Consider the following 15,042-nt stretch of genomic DNA (forward strand, 5'->3'; position numbering starts at 1 on the left):
GACGAAAATACGTAGCCGGGCTGAAGACTATGGGCGCATTGTGGCAATCGGAACCGAACAGTACGGAAGCTCCCTCTGAACACCTCGAACCTTCGCCATTGCCGAAAAGCCCACGCCAGCGCCGTCTTTGGTGGCGCCTTTTGTGGCTGGTGCTGCTGCTCGCCCTGATCGCCCTGGGCTATGCCGCCAGCGTCGAAATGCGCACTTCGCGCCTGCAGGCGCGCGAATTCAGCCAGTTCGCCGCGACCCTCAGCTACTCCATGCAACCCGGCCCCAGCGATGCCATCCGCTACCCTGGCGACGGCCCGTTCGACAAGCGCCTGGGCTACAGCTCGCTGGGGGAATTCCTGCCGCGCCTGCTCAAGCGCGATTACGTCATCAATGAACAGACGCGTTTTTCGCCCGCATTGATGGACTACGTCGATCATGGCTTTTTCGTGCCTTATGCCGAGAAGATTCAGGCAGGCCTGTCGATTACCGACTGCAAGGGCGACGCCCTGTACCAGTTTCATTACCCGCAGCACCTGTACCCCGACTTCGCCTCGATCCCGCCGGTCATCGTCCACAGCCTGCTGTTCATCGAGAACCGCGACCTGCTCGACCCCGACGACCCACTGAACAACCCCGCCGTGGACTGGCCGCGCTTCGCCAAAGCGGCCTACACCCAGGTGGCCAAGTACCTGGCCCTGCCCGGCCAGTCGGCAGGCGGCAGTACCCTGGCGACCCAGCTGGAAAAATACCGGCATTCGCCCGACGGCCTGACCGCCTCGGGCAGCGAGAAGATTCGCCAGATGATTTCTGCCAGCGTGCGCGCTTATCAGGATGGCCCGCAGACCCTGGAAGCCCGCCAGCGCATCGTCCGTGATTACCTCAATAGCGTGCCGCTGTCGGCGGTTCCCGGGCATGGTGAAGTGCATGGCATGGCCGAAGGCTTGCGGGTCTGGTACGGCGCCGACTTCGCCCAGGTCAACCAGGCCCTGTCGTCCACCGACACCGACCCGGCCAGCCTCGCCGCCCGTGGCCTGGCCCTGCGCCAGGTGCTGTCGCTGATGATCGCTCAACGCCGGCCCTCGCACTTTTTGTCCAAGGGCCGGGCGGAACTGGCGTTGCTGACCGACAGCCACATCCGCATCCTCGCGGCCAGCAACATCATCGACAAGCCGCTGGCGGACGCCGCCCTGGCCAGCAAGGCCATCTACCGCGACTGGGTGGCCCAGCCGACCATTCAGCCAATCGTTACCAACAAAGGCATCAGCGTTGCCCGCAGCCGGCTGTCTTCGGCCCTCGGCCGGCCACTGTACGACCTCGACCGTCTCGACCTGTCGGCCACCAGCACCCTGCAGTCGGATTTGCAGGGCCAGGTCAGCCAGTACCTCAAGGACCTCGCCGACCCGGCCTTTGCGGAAAAAATGGGCCTGTTCGGCGAACGCCTGCTGACCCCGACCAGTACCACCCAGGTGCGCTATAGCTTCACCCTGCTCGAACGCACCGCCGACGGCTCAAGGGTGCGGGTGCAGACCGACAGCACCGACCAGCCGTTCGACATCAACGAAGGCAGCAAGCTCGAGCTGGGCTCGACCGCCAAGCTGCGGGTGCTGACCAGCTACCTGGAAATCATCGGCGAACTGCACGACAAGTACGCCAACACCCCGGCTGCGGAGCTGAAAAAAGTCCCGGTGGCGGAACTGGACTTCATTACCCGCTGGGCCATCGACTACCTGATCCAGAACAAGGACCGCGACCTCAGCGCCATGCTCAACGCCGCCCTTGAGCGCAAGTATTCCGCCAGCCCCGGCGAAGCCTTCTTCACTGGCGGCGGCCTGCATGTGTTCAACAACTTTCGCAAGGAAGACAACGGCCGTATCCCTACCCTCAAAGACGCCTTGCGCGAGTCGATCAACCTGCCGTTTATTCGCCTGATGCGCGACCTGGTGCGCTACAGCACCTACCAGCAGCCGGGCAACAGCGCCAGCCTGCTCAAGGACGATGCCGAGCCGCGCCGCCAGGAGTACCTGGCACGCTTTGCCGACAAGGAAGGCACCGATTACCTGCGCAGGTTCTGGAAGAAGTACCAGCGCAAGACTTCGCAGCAGCGCCTGGATACCTTCCTCGACAGCCTGCGGGTCACCCCGATCCGCCTGGCCGCAGTACACCGCTACCTGTTTCCCGAGGCTGACCAGGCGACTTTCAACGCGTTCGTCCAGGCGCACCTGAAAAAGGACCGGGTCGAGAACAAGACCCCGGCGACCAAGCAGAACACCGTCACCGAGAAACGCCTGCAAGAGCTGTACGAAGCCTACCGCCCGGGCGCCTACGACCTGCCCGACCAGGGCTTTATCGCCAAGGTCCATCCACTGGACCTGTGGCTGCTTGGCTACCTGCTCCAGCACCCCAGCGCCACCTTCCAGGAGGCGGCTGAGGCCGGCCACTTCGAGCGTCAGGAAGTCTATGGCTGGCTGTTCAAGAGCCGGCACAAGGGCGCACGCGACAGCCGTATCCGCACCCTGGTGGAAATCGAAGCCTTCCTCGATATTCATCAGCGCTGGAAACGTGTCGGCTACCCGTTCGACCACCTGGTGCCGTCGCTGGCCACCGCCATCGGCAGCTCCGGCGACCGTCCGGCAGCCCTGGCCGAGCTGATCGGGATCATCCAGAACGATGGCGTACGTCTGCCGGTGCTGCGCATCGACACCCTGCACTTCGCCGCCGACACCCCGTATGAAACCCGCCTGACCAGCGACCCCGACCTCGGCCAGCGGGTGCTCTCGGTGGAAGTTGCCCGGGCCCTGCGCGGCGCCCTCTCGCAAGTGGTCGACGCCGGTACTGCGCGGCGGGTGTCGGGCAGCTTCAAACTGGCCGACGGCACCCCGCTGGTGATGGGCGGCAAGACCGGTACCGGCGATAACCGCATCGAAAGCTTCGGTGCCGGCGGGCGGCTGATCGGCTCACGCTCGCTGAACCGCACCGCGACTTTCGTGTTCTACCTCGGCGAAAACCACTTCGGCACCCTCACCGCCTTCGTACCTGGCCGTGCGGCGGAATCCTTCCGCTTTACCTCGGCCTTGCCGGTGCAGGTGCTCAAGGGCATGGCGCCAATCCTGATGCCCTACCTGGAACCAGGCAGCCTCACCCTGTGCAAGCCGCCGCGGATGGTCCAGCGTTAGTGGAAGCGCTTGGCGGTCGTGTAGCTTTTGGCCCAGTAACTGTTGCTCAGCGAGTCAATACGAATGTTCTTGCCGGTCCGTGGGGCGTGGATGAAACGCCCTTCGCCGATGTACAGGCCGACGTGGCCGATCCGGCCCTGGCCATTACGGTTGAAGAACACCGCATCGCCACGTTTTAACTGGCTCTGCTTGATGGTCCGGGCACCGGACTTGAGCATCGCCGCGGTGGTACGCGGAATCCTGATATCGGCCTCGTGACGGAACAGGTAGACCAGCAGGCCGCTGCAATCAAACCCGCCCTTGACCGACATACCGCCCCAGCGGTACGGCACGCCGATCAACTCGTGTGCACGCTCGACCAGACGATCGAGGTTGGCTTCCAGCTCGTGCCGCACCGTGTGCTCGCGAGCGATTTGGGTAACGGAGAAATTGGCCTGGGCAAAAAACGACAGCCCCCAGAGCAGGCTGATGAAAAAAATTGAACGCGCCACGGTGAAATACTCACAGGTGAAGAAAACGTGGCGAATCTTAGGGGTGATTTCCGTGGGTGTAGATCAAGCCAATCTGAGGCGTTTGTAGGAAAAACCTTAAGCATTCCTACACGAATTCAGCACGTCCCACGCTGATCATGAGAAATATTCTTATTCTCGCGCTTGCTTTAAGATATATCTTGAGTAATATCTAAAGATACATCTAACGCAAACGGAGATCCCCCCATGCGTGACCATCATCCCCACCGCGAGCATGGCGACCGGCATGACGGCTTCGAACGCCGTCACGGCCGTGAACGCGGCGATCGCGGCCCCCGCGTGTTTGCCCCAGGCGACCTGAAACTGCTGTTGTTGTCGATGCTGGCCGAGCAGCCCTGCCACGGCTACGACCTGATCCGCCAGATCGAAAGCCTCTTCGATGGCAGCTACAGCCCCAGCCCCGGGGTGATCTACCCGACCTTGAATTTTCTTGAAGAAGCCGAGCTGATCAGCGGCCAGACCCAGGGCAGCAAGCGCCTCTACGGCATTACCGCAGCCGGGGAGAAATCCCTGGCCGACCAGGCCATCGCCCTGGACGGGGTGCGCATGCGCATTGAAGTCAGCAAGCGTTCGCTGCGCGGCCACGACCGCCCGGCCGAGATCCACGAAGCGGTCCACAACCTGCGCCATGCCCTGCAGATGCACAGCGGGCGCTGGAACCCGGCAGAAATCGAGCGGGTCCGCACCCTGCTCAACGACACCGCCAAAGCCATCGTCGCAGGGCCCATTGCGACCTCAACGGAGCAAGCCGAATGACTGTTAGCGAAAACGCCACCATTCACCGCGTCAACCACGAGATCAAGCACCGCCGCCTGAACGTGCTGCGGGTCACCGAGCTGACCCCGCGCATGCGCCGCATCACCCTCGGCGGGCCAGAACTGCAGGGCTTTACCAGCGTTGGCAGCGACGATCACGTCAAACTGATGTTCGCCTGCTCGGCAGAAGAACAGGCCGTGCTCGACAACCTCGACTTCAGCCGCGACGGCCTGCGCCCGACCATGCGCGAGTACACGCCGCGGCGCATCGACCTGGCCGGCGGCGAGATGGACATCGACTTTGTCCTGCACGGCGACGGCCCTGCTTCGACCTGGGCGGCCCAGGCGCAAGTCGGCCAAGTGCTCAACATGGCCGGGCCACGGGCCTCGCTGGTGGTCCCGGATATCTTCGACAGCTACCTGCTGGTCGGTGACGAAACCGCGATCCCGGCCATCGCCCGGCGCCTGGAAAAACTGCCAGCCGGCCGCAAGGTGCTGGCAGTGATCGAGATCGAGAATGCTCAGGAGCAACAAGCACTGGCCAGCGCCGCGCAGGTCGAAGTGATCTGGGTTCTGCGCCAGCAGCAGGATCTGCTTGAAGTAGTGAAGGATCTGTCCTTGCCAAGCGGTCAGTTGTATACCTGGGTAGCCTTGGAAAAATCGCTGATGCGTAAGGCCAAGCGCCTGCTGATCGATGACAAGGGCGTCAAGGAAGACCTGATCAAAGCCGCCTCGTACTGGCAGCTCGACCCGCACGACGATTGAACGGCTGCCTCAGGGTTGCGTCCTGGCCTTGGCCAGGCGCCCGCCCTGCCAATGATCGAGGCCGAGCAACAGCAGACTGATGGCGACAAACCCGGCGAGAATCGCCAGCGCATTAAGAAGCACCTGGCCATAGCCCAGTTCGGCCACATCGATGAACGGATAGGGATAAACACCTATCACATGCCCGCGCAGCAGTGCGTAGGCAAAATACCCCAGCGGATACAGCAGCCAGGCCAGCAGATGCCTGAATCGCAGGCTGCCCTTCTCCACACAGCACCACCAATAGACCACGAACAGCAGCGGCATGACATCGTGCAGCAGCTCGTCCGCCAGCCATTGCCAACCTTGCGGGTGCCACAGGTGCCGCAGCAACAGGCTGTAGGCCAGGCCCACGAGGATAATGCTCGCGGCAATCCCGGAACTGACCCAGGGCGCGAGGAAGAACCGTCGCAGCGCCGACTCGCGGCCGAATGCCGCGTGGCTCAGCACCACCGCGACCAGGGTGTTGCTGAGCACGGTGAAAAAACTGAACAAGGTCACCAGGCCGCCCAGCAGGCTCGCCTGCTCCTGCCAGCGTGCCAGCAACAGCAGGTACATCTGGATCGCCAGCGCGCTCCAGCCCAGGCACGCAGCCAGGGCAATCAACAGCCTGCGCCGGCTCACCGGCTCAGCGGCCGCGCTGCATTTTCAGGTACAGGCGCTCGACTTTCTCGCGGGCCCAGGGGGTCTTGCGCAAGAAGGTCAGGCTCGACTTGATGCTCGGGTCGCTCTTGAAGCAGCGGATATCAATGCGCTCAGCCAGGCCGTCCCATTGGTACTTCGCGACCAGCGCGGTAAGGATCTGCTCCAGGGTCACGCCATGCAGCGGGTTTTGATTAGCGGCGGTCATGCCTGTGCTCCAGCCAACGAAAGGTGCGCACCTTAGCCGAGGCACGGCTACAAGTCTTCAGACTTTTCGCATCCCAGATGCTGCTAACAGACATTCTAGTGTGGGCAAAGGCTCTAGCCAGCGCTTGAGCGTTTTATCTTTGATGGTAATGTTATACTGTATCAGCACTATAACACTGCCAAGGACCCCTTCCCTCCATGCGTCACTTACCCCTGCGCCTCTCTCCCCTTGCCGCTGCGCTCTGGCTCGCGTCCCCCGTGAGCCAGGCTGTCGAACTGCAACCCCAGGTGATCACCGCCAACCCGCTGGGCAACAGCGAGCTGGCTGCGCCCACCACTGTGCTCGATGGCGACGACCTGGCCCTGCAACAAAAAGGCAGTCTCGGCCAGACCCTCAACAACCAGCCCGGCGTCGCCTCGACCTGGTTCGGCCCCGGTGCCAGCCGCCCGGTGATCCGCGGCCTGGACGGCGACCGGATCCGCATCCTGCGCAACGGCGTTGGCGCCCTGGATGCCTCGTCGCTGTCCTATGACCACGCCGTGCCGCTGGACCCGGCCACCGTCGAGCGTATCGAAATCGTCCGCGGCCCGGCCGCCCTGCTCTACGGCGGCAACGCCATCGGCGGGGTGGTCAACAGCTTCGACAACCGCATTCCGACTTCGCCCATCGACGGCATTCACGGCGCCGGCGAGTTGCGCTATGGCGGCGCCGACACCACCCGCAGCAGCGCCGGCAAACTGGAGGCTGGTGATGGCCGCTTCGCCCTGCACCTGGACGCCAACAGCCGCCAGTTCAATGACCTGCGCATCCCAGGCTACGCCCGCAGCTCGAAAGTGCGCGACGCCGACGAACCGGGCAGCAAGCACCGCCTGGAAAACAGCGACGGTCGCCAGGACGGCGGTGCCGTTGGCGGTTCCTACCATTGGGATCACGGCTATGCCGGCCTTTCCTACAGCCGCTATGACTCCAACTACGGCTCGGTGGCCGAGCCGGGCGTGCGCCTGGACATGCAGCAGGATCATTACGGCTTCGCCTCGGAGTTGCGCGACCTCGACGGCCCGTTCAGCTCGGTGAAGGTCGACCTTGGCTATACCGACTACCAGCACCGCGAGCTGGAAAGCGGCGAGGTGCACACCACCTTCAAGAACAAAGGCTACGAGGCGCGGGTCGAGGCGCGGCATCAGCCACTGGGGCCGGTCGAAGGGGTGATTGGCGCCCAGGTCAGCCGCAACGAGTTCTCCGCCCTCGGCGAAGAAGCCTTCGTGCCGCACACCGACACCAACAGCCTGGCGCTGTTCATGCTCGAGCAGTGGCAAGCCACCGAACGCCTGAACCTGAGCCTCGGCGGGCGCCTGGAGCACACCCGGGTCGAACCCGACAGCAAGGGCAGCGAACGTTTTGCCGAGGCTGATCGTTCAAGCAGTTTCACCGCCGCCAGCCTGTCCTCCGGCGCGGTCTACGAGCTGACCCCGGTGTGGTCCCTGGCCGCGACCCTGGGCTACACCGAGCGTGCTCCGACCTTCTACGAGCTGTACGCCAACGGCGCCCACGTCGCCACCGGCACCTACGAGGTCGGTGACCCGAACCTGAGCAAGGAAAAAGCCATCTCCAGCGACCTGGCCCTGCGCTTCGACAACGGCACGCACAAGGGCAGCGTCGGTGTGTTCTACAGCCACTTTCGCAATTACATCGGCCTGCTGGCCAGCGGCAACCTGCGCGAAGGCCACGACCATGATCACGGCGATGAAGACCACGATCACGACCATGATCATGACCACGGCGGCGATGTACCCGAATACCTCTACCACGGGGTTCGCGCGCGCTTCTACGGCATCGAGGCCCAGGACCGCTGGCAACTGGCGCAGAACCGTTATGGCAGCTTTGCCCTGGAGCTGTCCGGTGACTATACCCGGGCCAAGAACCTCGACACCGGCGAGGACCTGCCGCGCATCGCCCCGCTGCGCCTGAACAGCGGCCTGTTGTGGGAACTGGATCGCTGGCAGGCGCGGGTGGACGTGCAGCACGCCAGCGCCCAGCACAAGAAACCGGCCAACGAGACCAGCACCGACGGCTACACCACCCTCGGCGCCAGCGTCGGCTACCGCTTCGATATCGGCCAGAGCCAGTGGCTGGCCTTCGTCCGGGGCGAGAACCTGACCGACCAGACCGTGCGCTACTCAAGTTCGATCCTGCGTGACATCGCCCCGGCACCAGGGCGCAGTGTCGAAGTCGGCTTGCGTACCACCTTCTAAAGCAATAGCCCCCTGTGGGCGCCGGCCTTGCTGGCTCCCACAGCGGATCAGAGTCGCCTGCCTCAACCGCACTGTTACCAATCCGGCAACGGTGCCTCTTGCTGAATTGACTTTTTTTCTTACAAGTTCAGCTATATCCTCCCCGCCGCAAGCTGAACCGCTTCAGTCTATTTCCCTGCAGCTTTATCGCCGATGATCCTCGGAACTCGGTGGCCTTGCCGTTTTTTCAATAATCAAAAGATAGCGCTATCTCATGCCTCAGAACGATCGTTTCCGCTTTTCCCCCGCCACCCGGACACTGCTTTCGGGTCTGGCCATCGCCAGCCTCGCGCCTTGCGCCCAGGCCGCGGCGATGTTCGCCAGCGACTCGCCATGGATGCTTGGCGATTGGGGCGGCACCCGCACGGAGCTGGCTGAACGCGGCTACGACTTCACCCTCGGTTATACCGGCGAGATGGGCGCCAACCTGCACGGCGGCCATGACAACGACAAGACCGCGCGCTACAGCGACCAGTTCGCCCTCGGCACCCACCTGGACCTGCAGAAGATCCTTGGCTGGCATGATGCCGAGTTCCAGCTGACGGTCACCGAGCGTCACGGCAACAACATCAGTAATGACCGCATCAACGACCCGCGCGTTGGCGGCTTTACCTCGGCCCAGGAAGTCTGGGGACGTGGCCAGACCTGGCGGCTGACGCAGATGTGGATCAAGCAGAAATACTTCGACGGCGCGCTGGATGTGAAATTCGGCCGCTTCGGCCAGGGCGAGGACTTCAACAGCTTCCCGTGCGACTTCCAGAACCTGGCGTTCTGCGGCTCGCAGGTGGGCAACTGGGTCGGTGACATCTGGTACAACTGGCCGGTCAGCCAGTGGGCCCTGCGGGTCAAGTACAACCTGACTCCCGAGCTGTACGCGCAGATCGGCGCCTACGAGCAGAACCCTTCCAACCTCGATCGCGGCAACGGCTTCAAGCTCAGCGGCAGCGGCACCCAGGGCGCGGTGATTCCGGTCGAACTGGTGTGGAGCCCGGCGGTCAATGGCCTGAAAGGGGAATATCGCGCCGGTTACTACTACAGTAATGCCAAGGCAAGCGATGTCTACAAGGACAGCAACGATCAACCGGCAGCACTGAGCGGCCAGGCTTACCGCAGCAGTTCGAGCAAGCACGGCTTCTGGCTCGGTGCCCAGCAACAGGTGACGTCGCTGGCATCTGACCATTCGCGTGGTTTGAGCGTATTCGCCAACGCCACGCTGCACGACAAGAAGACCAATGCCATCGACAACTATGTTCAGGCAGGTGTGGTGTACAAGGGGCCCTTCGATGCCCGCGCCAAGGACGACATCGGTTTCGCCCTGGCACGCGTGCACGTCAACCCTGCCTACCGCAAGAACGCCCAGGCCATCAACCAGGCCCGCGACGTCAGCGACTTCAACGACTCCCTGTTCCGTCCGATCCAGGACACCGAATACAGCGCCGAGCTGTACTACGGCATCCACCTGGCCGACTGGCTGACCGTGCGCCCGAACCTGCAGTACATCCGCCACCCCGGTGGCGTGAGCCAGGTCGATGACGCGCTGATCGGCGGGATCAAGATCCAGAGCAGTTTCTAACCACCCTTTTCACCTAACGGAGAACACACGATGAGCACTGATGGTGCCTTGAGTAGAACCCGCTGGCTGCCGCGACTGATCGGTGTGCTGTTGTTGCTGATGGGCCTGGCCCTGCTGGCTGGCGGTATCAAACTGAGCCAGTTGGGCGGTTCGTTGTATTACCTGATCGCCGGCATCGGCTTCGCCCTGTCCGGCATCCTCTTGCTGGCCCTGCGCCGCAACGCCCTGAGCCTGTATGGCCTGGTGCTGCTCGGTAGCACGCTGTGGGCCTTGTGGGAAGTCGGCCTGGACTGGTGGCAGCTGGTGCCGCGCCTGGCCCTGTGGTTCGCCCTGGGTGTGGTGTTGCTGCTGCCGTGGGCACGCCGCCCGCTGCTGGGCAACCCGTCCAAGGTCAACAGCGGCCTGCTGAGCCTGGCCGTAGTGCTGTCGGGCGCTACTGCAGTGGCCAGCCAGTTCACCCACCCGGGTGAAATCAAGGGCGAGCTGGGCCGTGAAAGCGCCGAGATGAGCAGCACCGCGCCACAGATGCCGGATGGCGAGTGGCAGGCCTACGGCCGTACCGAATTCGGCGACCGCTACTCGCCGCTGCGCCAGATCACCCCGCAGAACGTGCACAAACTGCAGGAAGCCTGGCGCATCCGCACTGGCGACCTGCCGACCGACAACGACCCGGTCGAGCTGACCAACCAGAACACCCCGCTGAAGGTCAACGGCAAGCTGTACGCCTGCACCGCCCACAGCAAGGTGCTGGCCCTGGACCCGGACACCGGTGCCGAAATCTGGCGTTTCGACCCGCAGATCAAGAGCCCGGTGGGCTTCAAGGGCTTCGCCCACATGACCTGCCGTGGTGTGTCGTATTACGACGAAAACAACTACGTCAACGTTGACGGTAGCCCGGCGCCGAAAATCAGCGATGCCGGCCAGGCCGTTGCCGTCGCCTGCCCGCGTCGCCTCTACCTGCCGACCGCCGACGCCCGTCTGATCGCCCTCAACGCCGACACCGGCAAGGTCTGTGAAGGTTTCGGCAACCAGGGCGTGATCGACCTGACCACCGGCATCGGCCCGTTCACCGCCGGCGGTTACTACTCCACCTCGCCTGCGGCGATCACCCGCGAACTGGTGATCATCGGCGGCCATGTCACCGACAACGAGTCGACCAACGAGCCGTCCGGGGTGATCCGCGCCTACGACGTGCACGATGGCCGCCTGGTATGGAACTGGGACAGCAACAACCCGGACGACACCGCACCATTGGCGCCGGGCAAGACCTACAGCCGCAACTCGGCGAACATGTGGTCGCTGGCCAGTGTCGACGAGAAACTGGGCATGGTCTTCCTCCCGCTGGGCAACCAGACCCCCGACCAGTGGGGCGCTGATCGCACCCCGGGCGCCGAGAAGTACAGCGCCGGTATCGTTGCGCTGGACCTTGCCAACGGCAAAGTCCGCTGGAACTACCAGTTCACCCACCACGACCTGTGGGACATGGACGTCGGCAGCCAGCCAACCCTGCTCAACCTGAAGACCGCAGACGGCGTCAAACCTGCGCTGATCGCCCCGACCAAGCAAGGCAGCCTGTACGTGCTCGACCGTCGCGACGGTACGCCGATCGTGCCGATCCGCGAAATCCCGGTACCGCAAGGTGCGGTCGAAGGCGATCATACCGCGCCAACCCAGGCCCGTTCGGACCTCAACCTGCTCGGCCCGGACCTGACCGAACAGGCCATGTGGGGCGCCAGCCCGTTCGACCAGATGCTTTGCCGTATCCAGTTCCGCGAACTGCGCTACGAAGGCCAGTACACCCCACCGTCGGTGCAGGGCAGCCTGGTCTACCCGGGTAACGTCGGCGTGTTCAACTGGGGCAGCGTCTCGGTCGACCCGGTTCGCCAGTTGCTGTTCACCAGCCCCAACTACATGGCCTTCGTTTCGAAGATGGTGCCGCGCGCCGAAGTCGCCGCCGGCAGCAAGCGCGAGAGCGAAACCAGCGGTGTGCAGCCGAACACCGGCGCACCCTATGCGGTGATCATGCACCCGTTCATGTCGCCACTGGGCGTACCGTGCCAGGCGCCAGCCTGGGGTTACGTGGCCGGTATCGACCTGACCACCAACCAGGTGGTGTGGAAGCATAAGAACGGCACCAGCCGCGACAGCTCGCCGATCCCGATCGGCCTGCCGATTGGCGTGCCAAGCATGGGCGGCTCGATCGTCACCGCCGGCGGCCTGGGCTTCCTCAGCGGCACCCTGGACCAGTACCTGCGTGCCTATGACAGCAACACCGGCAAAGAGCTGTGGAAATCGCGCCTGCCGGCCGGTGGCCAGGCCACGCCGATGACCTACACCGGTAAGGACGGCAAGCAGTACGTGCTGGTGACCGCCGGTGGTCACGGCTCGCTGGGTACCAAGATGGGCGATTACGTAATCGCTTACAAACTGGCTGAGTAGGCCTTAGCTGCAAGCTGCAAGCTGCAAGCTTCAAGCTGCAAGTACCGCGCTCCTCATTTGCGGCTTGTGGCTTGAAGCTTGAATCTTTGCTCCACCCGCCCCATCTAAGCACCATAGTCATTGAGCAGGTGCGCCATGAGCGATCAGCAGGATCTACCGGAACGTCCCGAGGAAAACGCCGAAGTCGAGCATCTTGAAGCCGCCGAAAACAGCGGCCATAACCTTGCTTTGCCGGGCCAACAGCTGCCGGACAAGGTCTATATCATCCCGATCCACAACCGCCCGTTCTTCCCCGCGCAAGTATTGCCGGTAATCGTCAATGAAGAACCCTGGGCCGAAACCCTGGACCTGGTCGCCAAGACCCCGCACCACTCCCTGGCCCTGTTCTTCATGGACACGCCACCAGAAGACCACCGTCATTTCGACACCTCGGCCCTGCCGCTGTACGGCACCCTGGTCAAGGTTCACCACGCCAGCCGCGAGAACGGCAAGCTGCAGTTCGTCGCCCAGGGCCTGACCCGGGTGCGCATCCGTACCTGGCTCAAGCACCATCGCCCGCCCTACCTGGTCGAGGTCGAGTACCCGCATCAACCCAGCGAGCCGACCGACGAGGTCAAGGCCTACGGCATGGCCCTGATCAACGCGATCAAGGAGCTGCTGCCGCTCAACCCGCTGTACAGCGAAGAGCTGAAGAACTACCTCAACCGCTTCAGTCCCAACGATCCGTCGCCGCTGACCGACTTTGCCGCGGCGCTGACCTCGGCCACCGGCAATCAGCTGCAGGAAGTGCTCGACTGCGTACCGATGCTCAAGCGCATGGAAAAAGTCCTGCCGATGCTGCGTAAAGAGGTCGAAGTCGCGCACCTGCAGAACGAGATCTCCGCCGAGGTCAACCGGCAGATCGGCGAGCACCAGCGCGAGTTTTTCCTCAAGGAGCAGCTCAAGGTCATTCAGCAGGAGCTGGGCCTGACCAAAGACGACCGCAGTGCCGACCTCGAACAATTCGAGCAGCGTCTGCAAGGCAAGACCCTGCCCGCAGCCGCACAAAAGCGCATCGACGAAGAGCTGGGCAAGCTGTCGATCCTCGAGACCGGCTCGCCCGAGTACGCCGTCACCCGCAACTACCTGGACTGGGCCACCGCCCTGCCCTGGGGTGTCTACGGCAAGGACAAGCTCGACCTCAAGCACGCGCGCAAGGTGCTCGACCAGCATCACGCCGGCCTCGATGACATCAAGGAACGCATCCTCGAGTTCCTCGCCGTGGGTGCCTACAAAGGCGAGATCAGCGGCTCCATCGTGCTGTTGGTAGGCCCGCCGGGGGTTGGCAAGACCAGCATCGGCAAGTCGATTGCCGAATCCCTGGGCCGACCGTTCTACCGTTTCAGCGTCGGCGGTATGCGCGACGAGGCCGAGATCAAGGGCCATCGCCGCACCTACATCGGCGCCCAGCCGGGCAAACTGGTGCAGGCGCTGAAAGACGTCGAGGTGATGAACCCGGTGATCATGCTCGACGAGATCGACAAGATGGGCCAGAGCTACCAGGGCGACCCGGCCTCGGCGCTGCTGGAAACCCTCGACCCGGAGCAGAACGTCGACTTCCTCGACCATTACCTGGACCTGCGCCTGGACCTGTCCAAGGTGCTGTTCGTGTGCACCGCCAACACCCTCGACTCGATCCCCGGGCCGTTGCTCGACCGCATGGAAGTGATCCGCCTGTCCGGCTATATCACTGAAGAAAAACTGGCCATCGCCAAGCGCCACCTGTGGCCCAAGCAGTTGCAAAAGGCCGGGGTGGCCAAGACCAGCCTGAGCATCAGCGACAGCGCCTTGCGCACGGTGATCGAGGGTTATGCCCGCGAAGCCGGGGTACGCCAGTTGGAAAAACAGCTGGGCAAGCTGGTGCGCAAGGCCGTGGTGCAACTGCTCGAAGATCCCGAGAAAAAGATCAAGATCGGCCCCAAGGACCTCGAAACGTCATTGGGCATGCCGGTGTTTCGCAGCGAACAGGTGCTGACCGGCAAAGGCGTGATCACCGGCCTTGCCTGGACCAGCATGGGCGGCGCCACCCTGCCGATCGAGGCGACGCGCATCCACACCCTCAATCGTGGTTTCAAGCTCACCGGCCAGTTGGGTGAGGTGATGAAAGAGTCCGCTGAAATTGCCTACAGCTACGTCAGCGCCAACCTCAAGCAATATGGCGGTGATCCGAGCTTCTTCAACGAGGCCTTCATTCATCTGCACGTACCCGAAGGCGCCACGCCCAAGGACGGCCCCAGCGCCGGGGTGACCATGGCCAGTGCGCTGCTGTCGCTGGCGCGCGACCAGGCGCCGAAGAAAGGCGTGGCCATGACCGGCGAGCTGACCCTGACCGGCAAGGTCCTGCCGATTGGCGGGGTGCGCGAGAAGGTGATTGCGGCGCGGCGGCAGAAAATCTTCGAGCTGATCCTGCCGGAAGCCAACCGCGGTGATTTCGAAGAATTGCCGGATTACCTCAAGGAGGGTTTGAGCGTGCACTTCGCCAAGCGCTTCAGTGATGTAGCGAAGGTGTTGTTCTAAGCCCTTCGCGGGGCCGGCCCGCTCCTGCTGTGGAGTAGGCTTGCCCCGCGATCATCTTCGGTTATGCTGCGCTATCGTCG

10 protein-coding genes are annotated in these 15,042 nt (G+C 63.3%); 7 read left to right on the plus strand and 3 right to left on the minus strand.

Features of this window, described 5'->3' with window-relative positions; all coding sequences use genetic code 11:
* The first annotated feature begins 29 nt into the window (after positions 1–29).
* Complete coding sequence (locus LOY54_RS21500; RefSeq protein ID WP_258607854.1) at positions 30–3,164, plus strand: transglycosylase domain-containing protein; 3,135 nt, start codon at positions 30–32, stop codon at positions 3,162–3,164.
* Here the strand turns inward: LOY54_RS21500 and LOY54_RS21505 are convergent.
* Positions 3,161–3,655, minus strand: coding sequence for a C40 family peptidase (locus tag LOY54_RS21505; protein WP_045197678.1), 495 nt, complete (start codon positions 3,653–3,655; stop codon positions 3,161–3,163). The genes LOY54_RS21500 and LOY54_RS21505 overlap by 4 nt on opposite strands.
* A gap of 225 nt (positions 3,656–3,880) precedes the next feature.
* Between LOY54_RS21505 and LOY54_RS21510 the strand changes: the two genes are divergently transcribed.
* Positions 3,881–4,450 (plus strand): PadR family transcriptional regulator, encoded by a 570-nt coding sequence (locus LOY54_RS21510; RefSeq protein ID WP_045197676.1) that lies wholly within the window; start codon positions 3,881–3,883, stop codon positions 4,448–4,450.
* A complete protein-coding gene (locus LOY54_RS21515; protein WP_258607856.1) occupies positions 4,447–5,214 on the plus strand; it encodes a siderophore-interacting protein in 768 nt (255 codons plus the stop codon). Before LOY54_RS21510 ends, LOY54_RS21515 begins: the two co-directional genes overlap by 4 nt.
* Positions 5,215–5,223: 9 nt before the next feature.
* On the opposite strand, the gene LOY54_RS21520 is transcribed toward LOY54_RS21515, so the two are convergent.
* Positions 5,224–5,811, minus strand: coding sequence for a Pr6Pr family membrane protein (locus LOY54_RS21520; protein ID WP_249744434.1), 588 nt, complete (start codon positions 5,809–5,811; stop codon positions 5,224–5,226).
* Positions 5,812–5,881: 70 nt separating this feature from the next.
* Positions 5,882–6,103, minus strand: a complete 222-nt coding sequence (locus LOY54_RS21525; protein ID WP_045197670.1) for a VF530 family DNA-binding protein — start codon at positions 6,101–6,103, stop codon at positions 5,882–5,884.
* A gap of 197 nt (positions 6,104–6,300) precedes the next feature.
* On the opposite strand from LOY54_RS21525, the gene LOY54_RS21530 reads away from it, so the two are divergent.
* The 4 genes from LOY54_RS21530 (at position 6,301) to lon (ending at position 14,962) form a co-directional block, all read left to right on the plus strand.
* Complete coding sequence (locus LOY54_RS21530) at positions 6,301–8,355, plus strand: TonB-dependent receptor (RefSeq protein ID WP_258607858.1); 2,055 nt, start codon at positions 6,301–6,303, stop codon at positions 8,353–8,355.
* A gap of 253 nt (positions 8,356–8,608) precedes the next feature.
* The gene (locus LOY54_RS21535; protein ID WP_045197666.1) at positions 8,609–9,967 is read left to right on the plus strand and encodes a carbohydrate porin; all 1,359 of its coding nucleotides are present in this window, start codon (positions 8,609–8,611) and stop codon (positions 9,965–9,967) included.
* 30 nt (positions 9,968–9,997) lie between these two features.
* Positions 9,998–12,406, plus strand: coding sequence for a glucose/quinate/shikimate family membrane-bound PQQ-dependent dehydrogenase (locus tag LOY54_RS21540; protein WP_258607860.1), 2,409 nt, complete (start codon positions 9,998–10,000; stop codon positions 12,404–12,406).
* Between the two features lie 135 nt (positions 12,407–12,541).
* The gene (gene lon, locus LOY54_RS21545) at positions 12,542–14,962 is read left to right on the plus strand and encodes an endopeptidase La (protein WP_045197662.1); all 2,421 of its coding nucleotides are present in this window, start codon (positions 12,542–12,544) and stop codon (positions 14,960–14,962) included.
* Positions 14,963–15,042 lie beyond the last annotated feature (80 nt).

It is taken from the genome of Pseudomonas sp. B21-032 (genome assembly GCF_024748965.1).
In the GTDB taxonomy this organism is placed as follows: Bacteria; Pseudomonadota; Gammaproteobacteria; order Pseudomonadales; family Pseudomonadaceae; genus Aquipseudomonas.

Bases quoted from the DNA above. Each gene is read 5' to 3' on its own strand.
- LOY54_RS21500 (WP_258607854.1), top strand. From the start codon at position 30: ATGGGCGCATTGTGGCAATCGGAACCGAACAGTACGGAAGCTCCCTCT.
- LOY54_RS21510 (WP_045197676.1), top strand. From the start codon at position 3,881: ATGCGTGACCATCATCCCCACCGCGAGCATGGCGACCGGCATGACGGC.
- LOY54_RS21515 (WP_258607856.1), top strand. From the start codon at position 4,447: ATGACTGTTAGCGAAAACGCCACCATTCACCGCGTCAACCACGAGATC.
- LOY54_RS21520 (WP_249744434.1), bottom strand. From the start codon at position 5,811: ATGTACCTGCTGTTGCTGGCACGCTGGCAGGAGCAGGCGAGCCTGCTG.
- LOY54_RS21525 (WP_045197670.1), bottom strand. From the start codon at position 6,103: ATGACCGCCGCTAATCAAAACCCGCTGCATGGCGTGACCCTGGAGCAG.
- LOY54_RS21530 (WP_258607858.1), top strand. From the start codon at position 6,301: ATGCGTCACTTACCCCTGCGCCTCTCTCCCCTTGCCGCTGCGCTCTGG.
- LOY54_RS21535 (WP_045197666.1), top strand. From the start codon at position 8,609: ATGCCTCAGAACGATCGTTTCCGCTTTTCCCCCGCCACCCGGACACTG.
- LOY54_RS21540 (WP_258607860.1), top strand. From the start codon at position 9,998: ATGAGCACTGATGGTGCCTTGAGTAGAACCCGCTGGCTGCCGCGACTG.
- lon (WP_045197662.1), top strand. From the start codon at position 12,542: ATGAGCGATCAGCAGGATCTACCGGAACGTCCCGAGGAAAACGCCGAA.